Consider the following 16,197-nt stretch of genomic DNA (forward strand, 5'->3'; position numbering starts at 1 on the left):
ATGGCTGACGAGAACAACACGCCGGAAGGCGCGCCCGTCGAGGCCGGCGCTCCCACCCAGGACAGCGGTGGGTATCAGGGCGGCGGCGGCGGTGGTCGCGGTCGTGGCGGCCCCGGCGGCGGTGGTCGCGGTCGTGGCGGCCCGGGCGGCGGTGGTGGCCGCGGCGGTCGTGACGGCGGTCGCGGCGGTCGTGACAATCGCGGCGGTCCGCGCGGCGCGCAGGACGATGGCGGCGAAGAGCTGATCGAAAAGCTCGTCCACATCAATCGCGTCTCGAAGACCGTGAAGGGCGGCAAGCGCTTCGGTTTCGCGGCTTTGGTCGTCGTCGGCGACGGCAAGGGCCGGGTCGGCTTCGGTCACGGCAAGGCGCGCGAAGTGCCGGAAGCCATCTCCAAGGCCACTGCGGCTGCGAAGAAGGCGATGGTCCGCGTTCCGCTCAAGGAAGGCCGCACGCTGCATCATGACGGCAACGGGCATTTCGGTGCCGGTCGCGTCACCGTCCGCTCGGCGCCGCAGGGTACCGGCATCATCGCGGGTGGCCCGATGCGCGCCATCTTCGAGAGCCTGGGCGTTGCCGACGTCGTCACCAAGTCGGTCGGCACGTCGAACCCCTACAACATGATCCGCGCCACCTTCGAAGCGCTCGGCGAGCAGACCTCGCCGAAGAGCGTTGCGCAGCGCCGCGGCAAGAAGATCGCCGACCTGCTCGGCCGTGGCGGTTCGAACACCGCCGAGGCCGATGCGGCCGCGATCGCGGAGTAACTGACATGGCGAAGATCAAGATCAAGCAGATCGGCTCGCCGATCCGCCGCACCAAGGATCAGCGCGCAACGCTGATCGGCCTTGGCCTCAACAAGATGCACAAGGTCTCGGAGCTGGAAGACAGCCCCGAGGTTCGCGGCATGATCCGCAAGCTGCCGCACATGGTCGAGGTGATCGAGGGCTGAAGCTTTCGACCTTCGTATGGAAACGGGGAAGGGGCGGCAGGCGACTGTCGCCCCTTTCATTGTCGGGAAGCGGAGCGCGCACGCCTCGAAAAAGGGTGATGGCGTCTACGGTGCCGCGCCGCCGGCGACGAGCTTGTCGATGTCGATCCAGCCGATGAGCGAGGTCTTCGACGACGACCAGGGATTTTCGGGGTTGCCGAACTGCACGCGCAGATCGGAAATGCAGACGAAGAGCTCGGTCGTCCGTGCGGTGCTCCCGCCGCCGTCGATCGTGTGCCACTTCTCCCATTTCTCGCCGGGCTTGTCCTTGGGGCCGGGCGCCGGCTCGGACGATTTGAAGACCGCGATGTGCTTGAACGCGCCTTTCGCCAGCGTGACCTGCGTCGCCGTGCTCACGCCGTAGGGCTGGGCCGAGCCGGCGCCGAGCAGGATATATTCGCCGGGCCTCGGACGGCCGGTCATCGGCGTGGCGGGGCGGACCAGCGCGTCGTCCTGCGCATCGAGCGCGGCCTGATCGATCTTGAGCTTGTCGATCTTGGCCTGGAGCTTGTCCTTCTCCCGTTTCATCGCAGCGATAGCCGCGCCGATCTGCTTGATTGCGAGGTCCTGGCCCTTGATCTGCTGATCGACGCCTTTGTCGTGAAATTTCTCGCCCGTCTTCGAATCCGCCAGCTCGATCTTCTTTTGCTCGAACTTGGCGATACGCGCATTCTGTTCATTCGTCGGCTTGACGAACATCTGGATCGCCTTGTTGAACGCGTCGATCTGCGCCTGGATGCCGAATTCCTTGTTGTAGATCGCGAGGATCCCGGAGAGCAGGCGGGTCATCCGAAGCGACTCCTTCGCGTCCCTGCCCAATGCCTTCGACCTGATTTTCGATGCGTCGGAGAAGGTCTGACCGGCGAATTCGATGCAGGTCGTGAAGTTCTTGACCGGTGTCGCGGTCTGCACGCTCATCTCGATTTCGGTGCCGTCGTCGAGTTTGACCGGCCGCATCCGCCAGCGGCCTTCCTGGATGTCCTTGATCTCCGCCTCGGAGACGATCGTGGTCTTGTCGCCATAGCGTCCTTCGGCTGCCTCGAGGATCGCCCGACGCATCTTGTCGCCCTCGGTCTCGACCGCCTGCTCTGTCGCCGGGACGGACGCCGCTGCCGGGGCTTGCTGCCGCTGGATGGCCGCGCCACCGGCACCGCTGCCGCCTCTCGGGCGATTGGCGAGGAGCGTCGCTGCTGGACGGTCCGCGACCACGGCGTCCGCCACGGCGTCGGCGTGGCGCTCGTATGCATCGCCGATTTGGCCGATGCCGCCCTTGAGCGAAATGCCCTGACGCTGCTGTACGACATGGGTGAGCTCGTGCGCCAGCAGCCGTGTTCCTTCGGTCGTGCCGGGGGTATATTCGCCCTGCCCGAAGACGATGTTCTGGCCCAGCGTATAGGCACGCGCATCGACTGCCCGTGCCGCATACGCGGCCTGAGTGCCGGCGTGGACGCGTACGGAAGAGAAGTCGTGCCGCAAACGCGCTTCCATGAACGTCCTGGCGGCGGGGTCGAGCGGTCGACCTGGTGCGCGCGCCACGTCATACGCGATCGGCGGTGCCGCCGGGCGGGCTTCTCGCGCATCGGCGCTTTTGGTTTGTATAATGCCCGCCGAAGGATGGACCGGAGTCCGGCAGAAATCCCGCATGGACGCAAGGGCCGCGTCCGAGGATGTGGCGGCGGAGTTTTCAATGTCGTTTTGCAACTGCCGCGGCACGGCTTGCCGGGGCGCCTTCGGTTTCTCCAGACGAGTCCGCAAGCCTGGCCTCCTTTTCATTGCACGCGTTGCAGGCGAAACAAGAGATCGGGCCAGATACGTCCATTAAACCCGATCGTTGTCGAGTCATTCTTGTGCAGGATTGGCGGGGCCTGCCGAGCGTATGGCAGGAACTGCCCGGGCAACATAAGGGGTGACAAATCGCGATGCCGCCGCTATGCGCCCCGCTTCCTTTCCATCAGCGCGACAAAAGCGAAAGCGAGTGCACGACATGAAACTGAACGATCTCCGCGACAACGCAGGTGCCCGTCCCTCCAAGATCCGCGTCGGACGCGGCATCGGCTCGGGCAAGGGCAAGACCGCCGGCCGCGGCCAGAAGGGTCAGAAGAGCCGCGAAGGCGTTTCGATCAACGGCTTCGAGGGCGGCCAGATGCCGCTCCACATGCGGATCCCGAAGCGCGGCTTCAACAACATCTTCGCCAAGGACTATTCCGAGGTGAATCTCGGCGCGATCCAGAAGGCGATCGACTCGGGCAAGCTGACCGCGACCGACATCACCCAGGCCGAGCTCAACGCCGCCGGCCTGACCCGTGGCGGCAAGGACGGCGTCCGCCTCCTCGGCAAGGGCGAGCTGACCGCGAAGCTCAACTTCACCGTCGCCGGCGCGTCGAAGACCGCGATCGAGGCAGTGCAGAAGGCTGGCGGTTCAGTGACGATCCCGGAAATCGTGCCGGCGCACGAGAAGCACAAGGCGAAGCATCGCTCGGTGCAGAAGGTCATTGCCGCCAAGAAGGCCGGCAAGCAGGGCTGAACGTCTCGGGAGGGCAGGGCGCACGTCCTGCCCTCCGTTCGCTCAGGGCGAACGGTTCGGGGGCAGGCGCCGCATTGCCCTTGAGACCGGAGGACTTATATGAGCGGCGGGGGCGGTCGAACGCTTTCCCGCCGCTTTGGTTTCCAGGATAATCGCGCACATGGCATCCGCAGCCGACCAACTCGCCTCCAGCATCAATCTGTCGAAGTTCAGCAAGGCGACCGAACTCAAGAAGCGCCTGTGGTTCACCCTCGGCGCGCTGATCGTCTTCCGGCTGCTCAGCTATGTGCCGCTGCCCGGCGTCGACCCCACCCAGCTCAACCTGCTCGCGCAGCAGACCAGCGGCGGCGTGCTCGATTTCTTCAACAGCTTCACCGGCGGCGCGCTCAACCGCATGTCGGTGGTCGCGCTGGGCGTGATGCCCTACATCACCGCCTCGATCGTGGTGCAGCTCGCGACCTCGCTGTCGCCGCAGCTCAACGCGATCAAGAAGGAAGGCGAGAGCGGCCGCAAGCGCCTCAACCAGTACACCCGCTACGGCACCGTCGGCCTCACCGCGGTGCAGGGCTGGTTCATCGCAGTGGGGCTCGAGAGCTTCGGCGCGAGCCAGGGGCTGCAGGCGGTGATCGAGCCGGGCCTGCTGTTCCGCATCGGCGCGGTGATCAGCCTCGTCGGCGGCACCTTGTTCCTGATGTGGCTGGGCGAGCAGATCACCAGCCGCGGCGTCGGCAACGGCATCTCGCTGATCATCATGGCGGGCATCGTCGCGCATCTGCCGATGACGGTGGTTCAGCTGTTCGAGAGCGGTCGCACCGGCACGATCGATCCGCTGCGCCTCGTCACGATCATCGCCGCGGTGGCCGCGATCGTGCTGTTCATCTGCTTCATGGAGCGCGCCCAGCGGCGCATCCTGATCCAGTATCCCAAGCGCCAGACGGCGCGCGGGGTGCAGGCCGAGCGCAGCCATCTGCCGCTCAAGCTCAATACCGCCGGCGTGATCCCTCCGATCTTCGCGTCGTCGCTGCTGCTGCTGCCGCTGACCATCACCCAGTTCGCCGGCCAGGCGACCGCGGGCGAAAGCGCGTGGGGCGATTTCGTGATCAGCCTCAACACCTGGCTGCGCCACGGCTCGCCGGTGTACATGGCGCTCTATGCCGCCGGCATCATCTTCTTCTCGTTCTTCTATACCGCCGTGGTGTTCAATCCTGAGGAGACTGCGGACAATCTCAAGCGCTATGGCGGGTTCATCCCCGGCATTCGCCCCGGCAAGAACACCGAGACCTATTTCGATTACGTGCTGACCCGCATCACCGTGATCGGTGCGGCCTATCTCACGATCATCTGCCTGCTGCCCGAATATCTGGTGACGGCGATGGGCATTCCGTTCCTGATGGGCGGCACCAGCCTGTTGATCGTGGTCAACGTGACGATGGACACGGTGACGCAGATCCAGTCGCATCTGCTGGCGCACCAATATGGCGATCTGATCAAGAAGGCGAAGCTGAAGGGCCGCATGCGCTGAGGCGAGGACCGCCCTGCGCTTGTCGAAGGGCGGTACTTCCCGGTACGGGTATATTGAACGGTGCTTCGTCAATCGCGGCACGAACGGTTTTTGGGGAGCCGCATGAACATCATCCTGTTGGGGCCTCCGGGTGCGGGCAAGGGCACCCAGGCGAGCCGCCTCGAGGCGGAACGCGGCATGGTGCAGCTTTCGACCGGCGACATGCTGCGCGCCGCGGTCAAGGCGGGCACGCCCACGGGCATCAAGGCCAAGGCCGTGATGGACGCGGGCGAGCTGGTGTCGGACGATATCGTCTCGGGCATCATCGGCGAGCGGCTCGACATGGCCGATACCGGGAGCGGCGCCATCTTCGACGGCTATCCGCGCACTGCGGCGCAGGCCGAATCGCTCGATAGCCTGTTGTCCGAGCGCGGCCGCAAGCTCGATTACGTCATCGAGCTGCAGGTCGACGAGGATGCGCTGGTCGATCGCATCACCGGCCGCTTCACCTGCGCCCAGTGCGGCGCCGGCTATCACGATCGCTTCAAGCTGCCCAAGGTCGCCGAGACCTGCGACGTCTGCGGCAGCCACGAGTTCAAGCGCCGCCCCGACGACAATGCCGAGACGGTGCGCACCCGCATGGCCGAATATCGCGCCAAGACCGCGCCGATCCTGCCCTTCTACGAAGCGCGGGGGCTTGTCCGCCGGGTCGACGGCATGGCCGATATGGACGAAGTCGGCGCGCAGATCGCGGCCATCCTCGACGGACGGGACTGAGCGAGCAACCCTCGCTTAACGCTTTGAAGTGCAAGCTTTCCGCAATGGCCGCGCCGGCCGTGGGGAGGAGTTTGCGCAATGTCGCCCAAACAGGCAGTGCTGAAGCTGGCATCGGCCACCGGGCTGGCCGCGCTCGCCCGCGCCGCCACTGCGTCGCAGCTGCGCATCCTGTGCTATCACGGCCTGTGGCTTGCGCCCGGCAAGCCCTATGGCAATTGCCTGTTCATGGCGCCCGAGCAGTTCGAGGCGCGGATGGCCCGGCTGCGCCGGTCGCGGCGTCCGGTGCTGCCGCTCGGCGAGGCGGTGGCGCGGCTCGCCGCGAACGATCTGCCGCCGGCCGCCGTGGTGATCACGATCGATGACGGCTGGGCTTCGACGCGCAGCCATATGCTGCCGGTCCTCGAACGCTACGCATTGCCGGCGACGCTCTACGCCACGACCTGGTATTCGGGGCGCGACTTGCCGGTGATCAACGTCGCAGTCGATTATCTGCTCACCGCAGCCGGCCGCGGCGACGCGCGCCAGCCGATCGTCCGGCGGATCGAGGCGCTTCCCGAAGCCGAGCGGCTCGCCGCGCTTCGTGCGTTGGGGCGCGAGGCGGGGGTAGCCGAGACGTGGCTCGCGACCCGGCAATTCCATTTGCTCGGCCCCGCCGAGCTCGCCGACGTCCAGCGCCGCGGCCTCGACGTTCAGCTGCACACCCATCGCCACATCGATGTCGGCGCGCTTCCCGGCCGGCTGGTCGACGAGGTCGAGCAGAACCGGGCGTTCATCGCCTGCGCGACCGGCGCGCGTCCCGCGACGCATTTCTGCTACCCCAGCGGCACGTGGCATCCTGCCGCGCCCGAATTGCTCGCCGGCTGCGGAGTCGAATCGGCGACTTTGGTGACCGAAGGCATCAACGCGCCGGGATGCGATCCGCGCGCATTGCGCCGCTTCGTCGATGGGCCCTCGGTCCATCCGGTCGCGTTCGATGGCTATCTCGACGGGACGCTCCATTATCTCACTGCCGCGCGGGGCGTTGCCGCAGACGTGCGGCTCGAGGCGCCGCGCCGCGCTGCCGCGGCTTCGAGCATGCTTCTCTGCGCGATCTAGGCTAGGCTGGCGGCGGGAGGCTGCCATGACCCTGCGATCCATATTGCCGCTGATGCTGCTCGCCGCGCCCGCCGCCGCGGAAACCCGCGACGTTTCGGATGCCGGCTTCACCAGCGCGCATCGGCTCACCATCGCCGCGCCGCCGGCCAAGGTGTGGGAGACGCTGCTGCGCCCCGGCCTGTGGTGGGAAGGCGGCCACACCTATAGCGGCGATGCCGCCAATTTGAGCATCGAAGCGCGTCCCGGCGGCTGCTGGTGCGAGAAGACCGCGAGCGGCGGCGTCGAGCATATGCGCGTCGTCTATGTGGCGCGCGGCGATATGCTGCGCATGACCGGCGGGCTCGGCCCGCTCCAGGCGCTGCCGGTCACCGGCGTGATGACGATCGGCCTCAAGCCCGCCGGCACCGGCACCGAACTCACCGCCAGCTATAACGTGGCGGGCGCGGGCCTGGGCGGCTTCGCCGTACCGGTCGACAAGGTGCTGGGCGTGCAGTGGCCGCGGCTCAAAGCCGCCGCCGAGCGTTGAGCGCGGACATGAGCGGCACCGATCTCGTCTCCACCGAGACCTCGACCCCACAGGAATTTGCCGCGCCGCAGCGCGCCGCGGCGCGTCTTCGTCTCGGCGATCGCTTCTCGGCGGTTGCCGAAGTCGAGGTCACGCCGGCGGGCCTGCTGGCGATCGGCGGCATGGTCGGCGCGATTCTGCTGGGCAGCGCCGCTGTGATTCGCGCCGCACGGCGCTGAAGCCGCTTCATGACGAAATCTTCATCCGCGCGTCACCGCGGCGTGAAGCGGCGCCGGTTAGGAAGAGGCAGGGCCGGCAGCTCGCCGGTTCCTTCTTCCACGGAGGATTTCGATGAAGCTTTCCCGCACCCTGCTTCCGATCGCCGCAGTCGCGATGATCGCCGCGCCGACGATCGCCAGCGCCGCGCGCGCGCCTGCCGCCAAGCATCACAAGGCCGAAAAGCCCGCCAAGGCCGCCAAGACCAAGACCGTCAAGGTCAAGAAGACCAAGTAAGCCCGCGCGATCCCGGTGCCTTTGCCCTGCGCACCGGTGCGGCCGGCGGAAGACCCCCTCTTCCCGCCGGCCGCTTCGCGTTCTAGGACGGGACCGCCGCGCATGACTCGGAAAATCCTCCTCGTCGAAGACGACACCGCCTCGGCGGCATATGTGGCCAAGGGGCTGCAGGAGGCCGGCTTCGCGGTCGAGAGTTGCAGCGACGGCCGCGACGGGCTGTTCCTCGCTTCCGAAGGCATTTTCGATCTGGTAATCGCCGATCGCATGCTGCCGGGTCTCGACGGCCTGGCGATGCTCGGCGCGCTCCGCGCCGCGAACATCCGTGCCCCGGTCCTGATCCTGTCCGCGCTCGGCACGGTCGACGATCGGGTGAAGGGTCTCCATGCCGGCGCCGACGATTATCTCACCAAGCCTTTCTCCTTCGCCGAACTGCTCGCACGGGTCGAAGCACTGTTGCGCCGGGCCGACGGCGCGGGCGCCGAGCCGCAGGTGACGCGCTTGACCGTCGGCGACCTCGAGATCGATCTGCTCGCCCGCAGCGTCGCCCGCCAGGGTCGGGCGATCCCGATCGGCGGACGCGAGTTCAACCTGCTCGAGTTCCTCGCCCGCCACGCGGGGCAGGTCGTCACCCGGACGATGATGCTCGAGAAGATCTGGAACTATCATTTCGATCCGGGCTCGAACGTCGTCGATGTCCATATCGGCCGGCTGCGCCGCAAGCTCGAGGAAGGGTTCGATACACCGATCCTCCACACGGTGCGCGGCGCGGGCTATCGCCTGTCGCTCGACGGCTGATGCGGATCTCGATCACCGCGCGGCTGGCGCTGCTCGCGGTGCTGCTCTCGCTGATCACCAGCCTCGCGCTCGCCGGGTTGATCTGGCAGCAGACCCATGACGATGCGATCGAAGTGCTGCGCCGCGACACCGCGCAGCAGACCGATGCCTTCGTCGCCGTCTACCGGTCCGGCGGCATTCCCGCGCTCGCCCAGGCGATCGCCGATGCAGAGGCGGACGACGACTCGCTGGTGGCGGCGCTGGTCGACCGCAACGGGACGCGCCGGTTGGGCGCCGGACCGGACCGGCTCGTTTTCGCGCCTTCCGCCGAAAGCTTTCGTGTCGAAACGCTCGGCACGGACGGGGAATGGGCCGGGCAAGAGGCGGGGGTGACGATCCGGCCGCTCGGACGCGACTGGCTGGTCAGCGGCCGGCTGCTCGACGATTGGGAGCGTACCCAGCGCAATATCGAGCGCGCATTGCTGCTCGCGATACTGCTGTCGCTGGTGCTCGGCGTCGGCGTGGGCCTCGTCCTCGCGCGCTACGTCACGCGTCGGCTCGATCGCATCGCCGGCGCCGTAGATGCGGTCGCCGCCGGCGATCTGACCCGGCGGGTCGGCACCGAAGCGGGCGGCAGCGATGCCTTCGACCGGCTTTCGCTGCGCATCGACGGCATGCTCGACCGGATCGACAGGCTGATGGCCGAACTGCGAATCGTGACCGATTCGATCGCCCATGACCTGCGCTCGCCGATCGCCCGGCTGCGGGCCCGCGCCGAGGCCGCCGCCACCGCCAGCCATCCCCAACAACGCGAAGTCGCGCTCGCCGGGCTGATCGCCGAGACCGATCTGGTGATGCGGATGCTCGCGGTCTTGCTCGAGATCAGCCGGTCGGAGGCGGTCACCCGCGACATGCTGACGCCGCTCGATCCCGCTGCGCTGATCGAGGAGATCGCCGATCTCTATGCGCCGGTGGTCGAGGAGGCCGGGTTGCGCTTCGTCGTCGCGGTGCCGCCCGAACCCGGGCTGGAAGTGAAGCTGCACCGCGAATTGCTGTCGCAGGCTCTGGCGAATCTGATCGACAATGCGCTTCGTCACGCCGCGGCGGGGGGCGAGATAGCACTCACGCTCGAACGTGCCGCCGACGCGATTCGCTTTTCGGTCGCCGATCGTGGCCCCGGCATCCCGGCTGCCGATCGCGCGCAGGCGTTGAGCCGCTTCGGCCGGCTCGATCACGCGCGTAGTCTACCGGGGGCGGGGCTGGGGCTGGCACTGGTCGAGTCGGTCGCGCGGCTGCACGGCGGCCGGCTGGAGCTCGGCGACAACGATCCCGGCCTCACCGCGACGATCATGGTGCCCCTCTAAGGCCCTCTCCCGTGAGCCGGAGAGGGAGCGTCCACGGCTTGGCGGCCGCGCAACGTTCGTGTATGCACTCGGTTCCGCGATAGCTGGCCGCAGCGCTTGACAGCGCCGTTGCGGCTGCATATGTCGCCCATCTTCCGAAACACCGGTTGCACGGCGGCGCTCCTCTGCGCTCGCTGCGTCACTGCATTTTCGGATCAACGCGACGAGATGGGGTGCGAAGCTGCCATGCGGCACCCCGTGGAGCTGGGAGAATAAATTCATGGCTCGTATTGCGGGTGTCAACATCCCGACCAACAAGCGCGTCGTTATCGCGCTGCAATATATCCACGGCATCGGCCAGACCAAGGCCAAGGAACTCACCGAAAAGCTGGGCATCTCGCCCGAGCGTCGCGTGCAGGACCTGTCGGACCAGGAAGTGCTGCAGATCCGCGAGGCGATCGACGCCGGCTACACCGTGGAAGGCGATCTGCGTCGTCAGACCGCGATGAACATCAAGCGCCTGATGGACCTGGCCTGCTATCGCGGCCTCCGTCATCGCAAGGGCCTCCCGGTCCGTGGCCAGCGCACGCACACCAATGCGCGCACCCGCAAGGGCAAGGCCAAGCCGATCGCCGGCAAGAAGAAGTAAGGGAGCGCTGACCAATGGCACGTGAACCGCAGCGCATTCGCCGTCGCGAGCGCAAGAACATCACCTCTGGCGTCGCGCATGTGAACGCCAGCTTCAACAACACCATGATCACGATCACCGATGCCCAGGGCAACGCGATCTCGTGGTCGTCGGCCGGCATGATGGGCTTCAAGGGCTCGCGCAAGTCGACTCCTTACGCCGCCCAGGTCGCCGCCGAAGACGCCGGCCGCAAGGCCGCCGAACATGGCGTTCGCACTCTCGAGGTCGAAGTGAAGGGCCCGGGCTCGGGCCGCGAGAGCGCGCTTCGCGCCCTCCAGGCAGTCGGCTTCCAGATCACGTCGATCCGCGACGTGACCTCGATCCCGCACAACGGCGTTCGTCCGTCGAAGCGCCGTCGCGTCTGATTTGCAATTCCTGTCCGGTTCACGGGCCCCGAGGGCGGGGTCCGGACCGGGCAGCAGATACCCGGCAGGATGGCCCCGTCCTGCCCAACATGAGGAAAGCCCGTGTCGGTGAACCCTAAGAACTGGCAGGAACTCAAGAAGCCCAACGGCCTGGAAAAGAAGGCCGGTGGCGATCCCAAGCGCAAATCGACCTTCGTGGCCGAGCCGCTCGAGCGCGGTTTCGGCCTCACGCTCGGTAATGCACTGCGCCGCGTTTTGCTCTCGTCGCTCCAGGGCGCTGCGGTCACTTCGATCAAGATCGAGAACGTGCTTCACGAATTCTCGAGCCTCGCCGGCGTGCGCGAGGACGTGACGGACATCGTCCTCAACGTGAAGCAGATCGCGATCCGCATGCAGGGCGAAGGCCCGAAGCGGCTCCAGCTCTCGGCCACCGGCCCGGCGGAAGTGAAGGCCGGCGACATCGCCGTCTCGGGCGACATCGAAGTGATGAACCCCGAGCTGGTGATCTGCCATCTCGACGACGGCGCGACGCTCAACATGGAGCTGACGGCCGATACGGGTAAGGGCTATGTCCCCGCCCAGTCGAACCGTCCGGCGGATGCGCCGATCGGCCTGATCCCGGTCGATGCCCTGTACAGCCCGGTCCGCCAGGTTTCGTACAAGGTCGAGAATACCCGCGTCGGTCAGGAGCTCGATTACGACAAGCTCACGCTGACCGTCGAGACCGATGGCACGATCACGCCTGAGGACGGCCTCGCTTATGCGGCGCGTATCCTCCAGGACCAGCTCGCGCTCTTCGTCCACTTCGACGATTCGGCGGTGACTCGCTCGGCGCCGATCGGCATGGTCGCTCCGGCCGCTGCGGAAGGTGGCGTCGCTTCGGGCGATACCGCGCAGATCAATCGTTACCTGCTCAAGAAGGTTGACGAGCTCGAACTGTCGGTGCGTTCGGCCAATTGCCTCAAGAACGACAACATCATCTATATCGGCGATCTGGTCCAGAAGACCGAAGCCGAGATGCTGCGCACGCCGAACTTCGGCCGCAAGTCGCTCAACGAGATCAAGGAAGTCCTTTCGAGCATGGGTCTCCGCCTCGGCATGGAAATCCCCGGCTGGCCGCCCGAGAACATCGAAGAGATGGCCAAGAAGCTCGAGCAGGAGATCATGGGCTGACGCTCACGATCGCCGCGAGGAAAGTAGAGAGAGGCCGTCCCGAAAGGGGCGGCCTTTTTCGTTTCGGGCCGCTCGTTCGAGGCAAGCTCCTGATAGTGTTGACGATCTTGAGGCGCTGATCCACCATTGCCGGATGGAGGCGGGCGGTCGTAAATTTCAGAACAGGGCGCGGCGCGTCAAGGATAACGGTGAAGACTTCGAGGATTTCGTCCTCGAATGCTTTCGAATTGCCAAAGAGGAACGCAATTTCGCGAAGCGGCTAGCGCGTGGGCGCGACGGTGCGATCGATCTGATCGACTGCGCGAGCGATGCGAGTGCGGCGACCGTGGCGGAATGCAAATATATCGGGTCGGGACGCGCCGAAGAGGCGATCGCGCGGTGGCGCGAGGTGCAGCGCAACCTGACCAAGAACTTGCGTGAGCTATGTGCCGAGCCCGACCGCATCGCGCGATCCGACTATGGCGCGTGGCTCGATCCGGACCGCCCGGTCACGCGGTATCGGTTCTGCGTGACTGCAGAAATGAAGGAGCGGGAAATCTCGGCGCTGGAACGCCGGATCGCTGATGATTTCGCGAAACTGGTCGCACAGGGCGTCGAACCGCTGCGGCCGCTCGCAGAGACTCCCGGCGCTGTGCGCGTTCTGCCCTGGGATTGGTTCGCCGGTGAGATCACCGAGCATCCTTCCCTCGCCTTCCGTTGGTTCCGCGGCCTGCCGCGAGGCGTGGAGCTTTTTGCCGGGCAGGACGACGCAGAAGCGACCTTCCGCGACTTTCTGAACAGTGGGCAGCTTCGATATTTCTCGCGCGACGAATATGCCCGTGACGGCATTGGCCGCGTCGATCGAGGCGAGGCCGAACTGATCGCGCAGCTCAAGGGAGAGGCGGGGGTCGCGCTGTTGATCACCGGGCCGGGCGGCGTTGGCAAGACTCGCCTTTCCTGGGAGCTCGCCAACGAGCTTGCCAAGCCCGAGCATGGGTTCGACGTCTATCGCCTCGGGCGGAGTGCAGGGAGCGATTCGATAGCGCAACTGGCGGCGAGCTATCCCGGCCCCGCTTCGATTCTATTGCTGGTCGACTATGCGGAAGCCGCGCCGGGGCTCGCGGAAATTGCCGATGCGATAGGGCATGTGACGTCCAACAGCGGGCATCGGCTGCGGCTGGTCGCAACCTGCCGTGCGAGTGCCGTCAATCAGGTGAAGGATGCAGTCAGTGCGCTGCCGTTCGAGGAGAAGAGCCTCGGATCGGTGCGGACGGGCGAGGACGACTATGTGCAATGGGTGACCCAGTCGATCCTGTCACTGGAGCCGATATCCCGGCTGGCGGCGATCGAACGTGTCTGCCGAGGCGTGCCGGCGCTTGCCGCCTTCGCCATATTCCTGTTTCGCCGGCACCGTCGGCAGTTCGACGCGCAGTTCGGCGCACTGCACGGGCTCGACGATTTCGAAAACTGGGCCAGCCATCGCATCGCCGCGTTGACTGTGCGTTTCGGCGGCGACGTTTCGATCGGGCGGACCCTCGCGCGCATCGGGCTGGCGCTGCCGCTACAGGCCGATGCATTCGAAGCGATCGAGGCGGAGAGCCCGTTGAACCGATCGCTGCTCAGGGCATTGATCGACGATTGCTGGATCGAGCGCGAAGGCGACTGCTATTTCGCCGCGCACGACGTGCTCGCGGACGCCCTGATCGCGCGATGGGTGCTCGAGGCGGACCATGCGGCGACCGAGCGGGCGATCGACCTGTTGCAAGATGCGGCCCGGCAGGACCGTCTCGCCGGCGCACTGGTCGCGCTCGAGCGACTGGCATTGCATCCCAAATTGATCGAGATCGATGGCCTGGCTGTGGCGGATCAGCTCCTCGCGCGCCATTCTGAGCAGGCGCTGCAATGCTGCGGCATCTTGCTGGGGGGCTCGCTGCTGGTCCTGGAAGAGAAGCTCGCCCTGCTGCATCGTTCCGAGGCGCTCCGCGAAGCTCTCGAGGAGCCGGCATATGACATCGGTCTGAGCTTCCTCGCTGCAGAGGCCGCTCGCCGGAAGCTCAGCGTGACCGAGGTGCCCGCGCTCGCGACGCTGGTCGAGCTTCTCGACCGGGCGGCCGGGCATGCGCACATGTCCAACATGGTGCTGCGGCGAGCCTATGCGCTCGATCCCGAAAGATTTCGGCTGCGCGCGCTGGCGAGCGTCGGGACATTTCCCCACGCGGAGCCGACTCATTTCCTGCTCGCGCAGATGCTGCGGTCGGGCGAGGCCGCGATGTTCTTGGGCGACGCGGTCCGCGTGTGGCTGGAAAGCAATGCGAGGGCGCTTCGAGCGAGTTTCGTCTACACGGCGTGGCTCAATGCGCAGGGACCGATCGAGGCCGTATCCACGCAGCTATTCTCGTGGATCGAGGCGCACAGGCTGGCGCCCGAGGCCAGTTTCGTCTTCGCTGCCTGGCTGAATGCGAAGGGACCGGTCGAAGCGGTTTCCGCGCAATTATTCTCGTGGCTCGAAGCGCACAGGCAGGCGCCCGAGGCCAAATTCCTCCTCGCTGCCTGGTTGAACGCGAAGGGGCCGGTGGAGGCGGTATCCGCGCAGCTATTCTCCTGGCTCGAGGCACACGGACAAACGGTCGACGCAAGGTTCGTCTTCGCTGCCTGGCTGGGTGCGGAGGGATCGATCGAGGCGGTATCCGGACAGCTGTTCTCGTGGCTCGAGACGCACAGGCAGGCGACCGAGGCCAGTTTCGTCTTCGCCGCCTGGCTGAACGCGAAGGGGCCGATCGAGGCGGTCTCCGCGCAGCTATTCTCGTGGCTCGAAGCGCACAGGCAGGCGCCCGAGGCCAAATTCCTTCTGGCGGCGTGGTTGAACGCGAAGGGACCGGTCGAGGCAGTCTCGGCGCAGCTATTCTCGTGGCTCGAAGCGCACGGACATACGATAGACGCCAGGTTCGTCTTTGCTGCCTGGTTGAATGCGGGGGGACCGATCGAGGCGGTATCCGGGCAGCTGCTCGCCTGGCTCGATGCGCATGGGCAGGCGCTCGAGGCGCAATATGTTTATACTGCCTGGCTCGATGCGAAAGGTCCGATCGAGGCGGTATCCGCTCCGTTGCTCGCCTGGGTAATGCGCCACGGCGCGACCCGATACGCCAGCCATGTATACAGATCGTGGTTCAACAGCGCAGGAGACTTTGAGCCCATTCGCGACTCGATCTGCGCGTGGCTCACGATCTGGCACGGGGAGCCGGACGCAGTCTTCGTTACCCGGCACCTTTGTAAACGTCACGACCTGCCGGAGGGAGTGATTCTCGCAATCGCAAACTGGTCGGCCACGTTCGCCGGTCATGAAGACAGTCTCGACAGGCTGGCTACTCTATTGGGGCATGCCCATGGAGAAACGTTATCGGATGCCGGATTCGTAAAGCTGATAGCATTGACCGAAGATGCGACGATAAATCATCTGGCTCAGGAACGCTTGTCGAGCGTTGACCGATCTCGCTTGTGGGCGATCGCGGCCAGCCTGGCGAAGGGCCGGCTTTTCGACGTCAACTCGCGAGGATGCCTGAGAACCATAGCGAATATCATCAGATCAGGACGGGTGTTCACCCCGGACCTCGACATGAACGGGGCTGATTTCCTTCGCTACTCCTACGGCAGGATGCTGAACGCAGCGCTGAATGCATCGCTATGGGGCGAACTTTCGATCGAAGCGGATGCCGCGGCGCTACGCGACTTCGTGGCATGGTTACGCGCTGGTGACCCGCAGATCGATCGATGGGAACGCCTGCTCGCCGTGTCGGAACCAGGCGCCGGGACCTAGCATCGCGCGCGCTGCGTCGGGCATGGGACAGGAAGGGCTCTGCAGCGATGCGGGGCCCTTTCCATTTTTGGCGCGCACCGGGCCAGTTCGAGCCCAGTTTGCGAAGGTCGCGCGGCAAACACCGACGTTCAATAAAACTTTTCCCCGCGACAGCACGTGT

16 protein-coding genes are annotated in these 16,197 nt (G+C 66.0%); 15 read left to right on the forward strand and 1 reads right to left on the reverse strand.

The window, feature by feature from the left end:
- Entirely contained in the window at nt 1–762 is a 762-nt protein-coding gene (rpsE, locus tag Q9Q95_RS09075) for a 30S ribosomal protein S5 (RefSeq protein WP_306096163.1), read from the forward strand.
- A gap of 5 nt (nt 763–767) precedes the next feature.
- Nucleotides 768–947 (forward strand): 50S ribosomal protein L30, encoded by a 180-nt coding sequence (rpmD, locus tag Q9Q95_RS09080; protein ID WP_019369689.1) that lies wholly within the window; start codon nt 768–770, stop codon nt 945–947.
- Nucleotides 948–1,052: 105 nt separating this feature from the next.
- Here rpmD and Q9Q95_RS09085 read toward each other — a convergent pair whose 3' ends face one another.
- A complete protein-coding gene (locus Q9Q95_RS09085; protein WP_371876721.1) occupies nt 1,053–2,759 on the reverse strand; it encodes a DUF4157 domain-containing protein in 1,707 nt (568 codons plus the stop codon).
- Nucleotides 2,760–2,970: 211 nt separating this feature from the next.
- On the opposite strand from Q9Q95_RS09085, the gene rplO reads away from it, so the two are divergent.
- The 13 genes from rplO (at nt 2,971) to Q9Q95_RS09150 (ending at nt 16,037) form a co-directional block, all read left to right on the forward strand.
- Nucleotides 2,971–3,510: a 50S ribosomal protein L15 gene (gene rplO, locus Q9Q95_RS09090; RefSeq protein WP_306096165.1), complete on the forward strand. Its 540-nt coding sequence runs from the start codon at nt 2,971–2,973 to the stop codon at nt 3,508–3,510.
- Between the two features lie 160 nt (nt 3,511–3,670).
- Entirely contained in the window at nt 3,671–5,032 is a 1,362-nt protein-coding gene (gene secY, locus Q9Q95_RS09095; RefSeq protein ID WP_306096166.1) for a preprotein translocase subunit SecY, read from the forward strand.
- Between the two features lie 102 nt (nt 5,033–5,134).
- Nucleotides 5,135–5,788 carry an adenylate kinase gene (locus tag Q9Q95_RS09100; RefSeq protein ID WP_306096167.1) on the forward strand — a complete coding sequence of 218 codons (654 nt, stop codon included), beginning with the start codon at nt 5,135–5,137 and terminating at the stop codon, nt 5,786–5,788.
- A 78-nt stretch (nt 5,789–5,866) separates the two neighbouring features.
- Nucleotides 5,867–6,883 (forward strand): polysaccharide deacetylase family protein, encoded by a 1,017-nt coding sequence (locus Q9Q95_RS09105; RefSeq protein ID WP_306096168.1) that lies wholly within the window; start codon nt 5,867–5,869, stop codon nt 6,881–6,883.
- Between the two features lie 25 nt (nt 6,884–6,908).
- Complete coding sequence (locus tag Q9Q95_RS09110) at nt 6,909–7,409, forward strand: SRPBCC domain-containing protein (RefSeq protein ID WP_306096171.1); 501 nt, start codon at nt 6,909–6,911, stop codon at nt 7,407–7,409.
- 8 nt (nt 7,410–7,417) lie between these two features.
- Nucleotides 7,418–7,627, forward strand: coding sequence for a hypothetical protein (locus tag Q9Q95_RS09115; RefSeq protein ID WP_306096173.1), 210 nt, complete (start codon nt 7,418–7,420; stop codon nt 7,625–7,627).
- Nucleotides 7,628–7,739: 112 nt separating this feature from the next.
- Nucleotides 7,740–7,901 (forward strand): hypothetical protein, encoded by a 162-nt coding sequence (locus Q9Q95_RS09120; protein ID WP_306096175.1) that lies wholly within the window; start codon nt 7,740–7,742, stop codon nt 7,899–7,901.
- Between the two features lie 102 nt (nt 7,902–8,003).
- Nucleotides 8,004–8,696, forward strand: a complete 693-nt coding sequence (locus tag Q9Q95_RS09125; protein ID WP_306096177.1) for a response regulator transcription factor — start codon at nt 8,004–8,006, stop codon at nt 8,694–8,696.
- The gene (locus tag Q9Q95_RS09130; RefSeq protein WP_306096179.1) at nt 8,696–10,039 is read left to right on the forward strand and encodes a HAMP domain-containing sensor histidine kinase; all 1,344 of its coding nucleotides are present in this window, start codon (nt 8,696–8,698) and stop codon (nt 10,037–10,039) included. The genes Q9Q95_RS09125 and Q9Q95_RS09130 overlap by 1 nt, the downstream gene beginning before the upstream one ends.
- Nucleotides 10,040–10,298: 259 nt before the next feature.
- A complete protein-coding gene (gene rpsM / locus Q9Q95_RS09135; RefSeq protein WP_306096181.1) occupies nt 10,299–10,667 on the forward strand; it encodes a 30S ribosomal protein S13 in 369 nt (122 codons plus the stop codon).
- Between the two features lie 14 nt (nt 10,668–10,681).
- Complete coding sequence (rpsK, locus tag Q9Q95_RS09140; RefSeq protein ID WP_066652168.1) at nt 10,682–11,071, forward strand: 30S ribosomal protein S11; 390 nt, start codon at nt 10,682–10,684, stop codon at nt 11,069–11,071.
- Between the two features lie 102 nt (nt 11,072–11,173).
- The gene (locus Q9Q95_RS09145; protein ID WP_306096185.1) at nt 11,174–12,244 is read left to right on the forward strand and encodes a DNA-directed RNA polymerase subunit alpha; all 1,071 of its coding nucleotides are present in this window, start codon (nt 11,174–11,176) and stop codon (nt 12,242–12,244) included.
- Between the two features lie 133 nt (nt 12,245–12,377).
- Nucleotides 12,378–16,037: a hypothetical protein gene (locus tag Q9Q95_RS09150; protein WP_306096187.1), complete on the forward strand. Its 3,660-nt coding sequence runs from the start codon at nt 12,378–12,380 to the stop codon at nt 16,035–16,037.
- The last annotated feature ends 160 nt before the right edge of the window (nt 16,038–16,197 follow it).

It is taken from the genome of Sphingomonas sp. DG1-23 (genome assembly GCF_030730875.1).
Taxonomy (GTDB): Bacteria; Pseudomonadota; Alphaproteobacteria; order Sphingomonadales; family Sphingomonadaceae; genus Sphingomonas.